Source organism: Vibrio sp. 10N.261.52.A1 (assembly GCF_002876325.1).
Lineage (GTDB): Bacteria > Pseudomonadota > Gammaproteobacteria > Enterobacterales > Vibrionaceae > Vibrio > Vibrio chagasii.
In genome coordinates, this window is the sequence record NZ_MCYD01000709.1 from 1 (window position 1) to 4129 (window position 4129).

At 36.8% G+C, this 4129-nt stretch carries 3 protein-coding genes; all 3 read right to left on the reverse strand.

Annotated features, from left to right (window positions below):
* On the reverse strand, positions 1–1296 hold a 1296-nt coding region (locus BCT81_RS14145; protein WP_102424830.1), incomplete at its 3' end, for a UvrD-helicase domain-containing protein.
* 5 nt (positions 1297–1301) lie between these two features.
* Entirely contained in the window at positions 1302–3290 is a 1989-nt protein-coding gene (locus BCT81_RS14150) for an AAA family ATPase (protein WP_241908208.1), read from the reverse strand.
* Between the two features lie 185 nt (positions 3291–3475).
* Positions 3476–4090, reverse strand: coding sequence for a recombinase family protein (locus BCT81_RS14155; protein WP_102424832.1), 615 nt, complete (start codon positions 4088–4090; stop codon positions 3476–3478).
* Between the last annotated feature and the right edge of the window lie 39 nt (positions 4091–4129).

Below are 4129 nucleotides of genomic sequence, written 5' to 3' on the forward strand. Positions count from 1 at the left end.
GACCCACGTATTTCTAAGGTTATCGTAGAAAAACTCATTCATAAAATCTACAGTATCACTAAGTAGATCATCGAACGATTTATGATCGCCTTCTTTGTAGTATTTGTGGTTACTTATGAAATCTAGAATTTTACTTAACTCGAAGTCTTCGTAATCAGAACTACCTGAACGACAATATAAATAAGAATCTCTTAGAGATTCCCACGAATCAACATCTCTGGATCTAGTTAACAGTGATAATAGTGATATCATCACCTTCCCTAACGGTTCAGATAAGTGGTCTTGCACATTACTTTCATTTACACTTAGTATTCCAAGATCTAGTAATCTCTTACTAAGATTCCTACTATAATTGTTGTTCGTATTAACTCGAAATAGCACGGCTATATCTTCAGGTTTAATTCCTTCTTCTTCAATCCAGTGCTTAATTTTTAGAGATAATTGTTTAGCTTCATGATCTTCGTTTTCAAAACGAAGCATAGAGTAGTCTTCTTTATTCAACTTATCATACTGGCTATTTGCTTTTGATATATCAGAATTAATAGGCCACCAAGCACTACCCACGCTATCTATAAAACATTTCAGTTCAGGTGATGCTCTAAAGTTGGTATAAATCACTATAGGCTGTGCTTTAAAGTCTACTTCAAACTTCACAAAACCATCTGGTAAAGCATGAGCAAACTTCATTATCGCCTGCTTGGTGTCACCAACAATAGTTACAACACTATCCGACTCACAAAATAATAGCTTAACGAAGTCATATTGATGTCCGTTTAAATCCTGAAATTCATCTATGAAAACATACTTATAAGTCGCTCGTATAGACTTCATTAAGTTAGGTGAGGCTTTCACTATCTTTATTGCGGTTAAGGTAATATCATCAAAGCTGAGTTTTTTTGGGAAAGAGCTTTCCCAATGATTAAAAACTAGACTGTAATCTTCGCTCGGTTGTTCATGCTTAGGTAACACATACGTAAACCTATCTACAATGCTTTTTGTAAAAGCTTCAATTGTAAAAGAGTGAAATCTTTCAGATAATAGATTGCCACACCTCAAGGACACTCGCTCTTTAATATTTGATGCTGATTCTCTTTTTCTTGATATAGATAAAATATTATATGGCCATGAACACAACTCTGTCTCCAGAATAAAACAGGCTTTCTGCGCAAGTATCTCTGTTTTACCTGCTCCAGGCCCAGCCAAAACAGCAATGTTGTTATTGCTTTTAATAATATCTAAAGACTTATCATCAAATTTCAATCCATCTTTTGGTTCCCACACTGAAGCATCAATCATAAATATCACTCCGCGAGTTTAGAAATTTCTTTTTCTATATATTCGATCATACTTTTAATCCCTACAGGGATCCTATCGATGTTCTCTGGTAAATTAAAATCAATTTGTTCAAGAGCATTAATGTGGGAAACTGGCTTTCCTTTACTACCTAAGAATCTATAGTTGTACCATAAGAAATTTTTTTCGTCTTGCATTTCATCATAGTAATCATCACCGATACTTTTAGAATATTTAGATTTCAAAACAGAAGATTTTAATGATGCCCAATCTTTATTTTGTGGCCCATTTTCGCCAAAAAGCTTTTCATTGTAATATTGTGGATAAGACAACTGCATCGAGTAATCTAGATCTAGTGGTGTAGAAAAGAAAATCCCATTATTATTTAGGAGACCTTCAGCTGTTTCATCCATATTCGACAATTTGCTAGTCATAGGGTTTGAGGCTGAACTATCCCAATCAGGTATATTAGTAAGTAGTTCTCTTCCACCTAACTTTACTTTCTGGTCTACTACATACTTTACACGCCCCCATCCGCCGCCATTTCGACCGTAATCCATATCTAAAAGAGTAACATATGGAATCCCTAACCCATTTAAAAGCTTCCAAAAATGGTTCACATGCCTTCCCCCTAAAGGAGCGACACTAACGAAACTATCATCGATATCAATACCAACTTTGGACAATAGTTTTGGTATAACTATTTGTTCGCTTTCCCCCTCACCCAAAATAACCAATCTGGCAAAATAAATCTCGGGGTAAGCTTTAACTGCACCCGCAACAAATTTATACAGTTCATCTTGCTTCTCTGGTAACTGTATTTTAGAAACAACTGTATTTCTCGATGTACTATCTAACCTAAAGTAACGAATTTGGGTCGGTTCGATTCTTCCGACTAAACTTGGGGAGTGCGTAGTGACTAAAACCTGTGCATTTGTTGACTTAGCTAATGAGCTCATAGATTTTACTATTCTCCCCAAAAAATGAGGAGCTAGATGGTTCTCTGGCTCTTCTAACGCAAGCAAAGTAAAAATTGGAGTGTTCAGTTTTTTAGCGTCAAAATGAACTCGATTACTTTGCTTTCTAAGAGCTTTTGACTCTAGCTCATGAACAGCTTGAATTATGGATATATGTAATAGTGAACGTTGTCCGTCACTCAATCTGTCCATAGTAGCCTTTCTATTATTTGTATCAGACTCAAAGGAAAGAGTAATCGTTTTTAACAATTCATCAGTTTGCAATGGCAAAAAATTAATCTTCGCCTTACTAAGATAATCTCCGGAGTACATTTCTTGCCAACTACTTTGGAGCTGTTTTTCAATAAGTTTTATAGCACTATTTTTAGAGATTTCTTCACTTGCCTGTTCAGTAAACCCTAAAGCCTTATGTAGCTCGCCATCAGCACTTTGATCCCATTGAATTGCATTTAACAGTCTACCCAGCAGCATCTTTGTAGATGAGCTTATTTCTTTAAAAGGGTTTCTACTCGCTGGAATGTAATGAACTTGAATATTATTCCTATCAGATCTGCGCAACTCGCGACATTTATCACCATCATAGGTGTCACTGTCAGTCAGTACATAGTAGACCGTTTCATCTACAACACCATCCGGAGAAATATCGTCAACTGTTAGTGTCGCTTCAAGTTTCAGCCTAAGCATCATTTCATCACCAGAAGATCTAAAGCATAACTGGTTAAACGTTCCCGCTACAGCGATCATGTCATCTTCAGTTTCGGCTTCAGGAAAAGTAAACCATGCTTCGATTGACAGCTTATCCGCTCTCTGGTCTGCAACCGACGGACTATGAAAATCATCAACCTTAATTTTTCTAGCTGATTCACTAACACCAAACATTCGACTCAATGCTTGGAGTGTTGAAGTCTTTCCACTGCCATTCAAGCCAATAAGAGCTGTTAATTGATTTTCAAAATCAATTTCTGTCGGACTTTGGTTAAAACATTGAAAATTTGAGATACGAACTTTTGATAGCTTCATTATGTACAACCTATAATCGATAGAGAACTACATAGGCTTTTGGGGGCAACTTATTGAACTATAGCCCAAAATCCAAGCGTAGAAACATACATTATGCCACTCAATACTGTGCACTCATACGCTCATTTTATACATAATGGTAATAGTTTGTTCGGTATCAAATTTGTTAGCTCCACATTCACGACTCACGCCATACTCTTCTTTACCTTACTAATCGTGACTCTAGAACAGCCAAGTGCATTATGAATTTGTGTATAGCTCATGCCAGCAGATAGCATGGACTTGATGTTATTGTGCAATTCATTATCCACTGGACGACCTTTATAGAGCCCTTTTTCCTTTGCTTTCTCAATTCCTTGCTTCTGACGCACTCTACGGGTTTCGTAATCATCTCTTGCCATGGCTGCACCCAAGTCCAACATAAAAGCAGTTAAAGCTTGTTGTATAGCTCCTGTCACTTGATCTTGATTGGACTTTAAGCTTTGGTGAGTCATTGGTTGATCAAGTACCACAATCCTTAATCCTGCTTGTTGAATACGAGCTTTAAGGGTTTGCCACTGCTCAAATGGCAAGCGTGTAAGTCTATCCATCTTTTCAATTAGCAAGACATCCCCTATTAAACTGTCTCCGATCAATCTATCAAGCTCAGGGCGAGATGCTGATGTACCGCTAACATTCTCTGTATACCAACTGGCTACTTTTACTTGATGTGAATCAACGAACTCTTTTAACGATTGTTTTGCTCTAAGTGCATCTTGCTCGTCTGTGGAAGCACGTAAGTAAGCTCTAATGAATGACATTATCAACCTTTAGTACATTTTAAGTTAAGTACATTATAT

Coding starts and splice junctions, on each gene's coding strand:
- BCT81_RS14155 (WP_102424832.1), bottom strand. CDS start 4,090: ATGTCATTCATTAGAGCTTACTTACGTGCTTCCACAGACGAGCAAGAT.
- BCT81_RS14150 (WP_241908208.1), bottom strand. CDS start 3,290: ATGAAGCTATCAAAAGTTCGTATCTCAAATTTTCAATGTTTTAACCAA.